Raw genomic sequence first — 1969 nt, forward strand, 5'->3', positions numbered from 1 at the left:
TCCGTATCCTTTTGCATCAGGTAATACAGATACTCTTCCAGCTCATCCATGTCTATATGCAGCGGGTTTTTCATGTAATAAAGTGCCAGTTTAGCTATTTGGCGTAAATAATTTTCGTGTGTAGACTTTGATCGTCCATTAATAATAAGTTTACGTTTGAACTCTTCTCCCATAGCTCTAAAGCCATCAACTTTGTTGCAGGCTTCAGAATAAATAGTAATTTTACTCATGATTTAATTTTATTAAATTATTAAACATGAGATTTATACGTATTCAATACGAATTTAAATCGAAAGCTACCTCCCTTTGGGGAGGTTTAGTTCAACAAAAAATATAGTGCATGCCGCATTTAGTGCTACTTAGTAAATGAAGTAGTAATAATTAAAGTACGGGAAACAAAGAATATTATTGAATAAAGTACGGCACGCACCATATTAAAACCGTTAGAGCAAATTTAATTAAATGATAGAAGTAAATAAGAAATATATAATTCTAACAGTTTGGATTTTGATTACTGTCTTGGGGTTTAGTCAAGAAAAATATAACCTGAAAACAATTATCCTTCTGCCAGAAAATGTAAAAATTGACAATCAGGCAAAAGAAAATATTGATTTTTATACTAAATATATTCTTTCACCTCAACGATTAAGGATAATTTCAAATGAAGATAGTTTAAAAGTAGAAATACTTAATAATAATTCATTAACTAAATTAGAAAAAGATAGATATATCAACCAAATAGAGTTTGCAAAATATTTAAACTTTGAAAATTCAATAATCCAAGATTATTCTAACACTTTACAAGAGTTAACGGAAATAGATTTGCCGAATAGTATTATTCTGACAGCAACAGAAAAATCGACTACAAAATTGGAAGAATTAATAATTCTTTCTGAAAAATATCATACTGATTTAATAATAAGTGTTGTTGGTTTGGATGTATCTGAATACAAAAATGGTTTACTTATTAAACCAAGATTTTCAGTATATACAAAATCAAACAATAGTGTTAAAATTATTAAACCATTCGTCGAATATGATAATTATAACAAAAAATATATCACAGTAAAAGAACGGACTTTAAATATATATTCAGACGATATTGATTATTTATCTCAATTGAATGATTTAATAAGAAAAGAATATGAAATAAACAAATTGCACAGTATTTTAGATATAAGAAATCAGAAAAGTATATTTTCTAAAAATATTAATAATGGGAAGAATAATCACAAAATCAAAGGAATTTTAGTTGACAACAATAAACTTGAAAATGGGAAATTCTATTCAGTGTTAGTTTCTAAAAATAGCAATGAATTTGTTGCATTTATAACAGGTAATGAAAAAATGAAAAGTTTAGGACATTTAATAATTGTAACAGGAAAGAAAAAAGATAACTCTGAATGGGATTTTAAATACAATGAAAAGATTGTTTTATTAAAGGAAGAACTGAATGATAATAATATTAAAGAATTGTTGTTTGAGAAATATAAGTCAAAATACTTTTTAGACAACTCAATTGATATAAATAATGAATTTTGGAATAGATTATAAACAAAAACTTGCTCTAACAATTAAGCATCGTTTTCAGCCCTAAGCCGTGGAGCTAAGCATTTACTTATGGCCAAGAGGGGCTGAATATGTGCTGTGTGTTGAACGTAAACCGGCAACGAAGCCGTAAAGCCTACCTTATATATTGTGGAATCAATTTGGGCAATGATATCTCCACAGCTCTTGTGTAGTTATTTTTTTTCAATTTTTTTCTAGCAAATCTTAGAAGTATTCAAGAGCTTTTCTGTTTTTTGATTTTAGCAGGGTCGTTATTCTGATTATTTCTGATTTTTTGATTGATTGATGCATAATTCTTCCATTAAGATGACTCATATTCTTTTATTGTGTTGATATACTTATACTTACTTTCAAAGGTTTAGTGTTTTCCGGAGGAGCTCTTTGATGATTGTTTCTAAAC

At 27.7% G+C, this 1969-nt stretch carries 2 protein-coding genes; one reads left to right on the plus strand and one right to left on the minus strand.

The genetic code is table 11. The annotated features are described in order from the left end of the window. Positions 1 to 230 (minus strand): phage integrase N-terminal SAM-like domain-containing protein (locus HNS40_RS22200; protein ID WP_172284755.1); only part of this gene is annotated, 230 nt, incomplete at its 3' end. 232 nt (positions 231 to 462) lie between these two features. Here HNS40_RS22200 and HNS40_RS22205 point away from each other — a divergent pair. After that, positions 463 to 1554, plus strand: coding sequence for a hypothetical protein (locus HNS40_RS22205; RefSeq protein ID WP_172284901.1), 1092 nt, complete (start codon positions 463 to 465; stop codon positions 1552 to 1554). The last annotated feature ends 415 nt before the right edge of the window (positions 1555 to 1969 follow it).

Origin of the sequence: Lentimicrobium sp. S6 (genome assembly GCF_013166635.1) — a bacterium.
Lineage (GTDB): Bacteria > Bacteroidota > Bacteroidia > Bacteroidales > UBA12170 > UBA12170.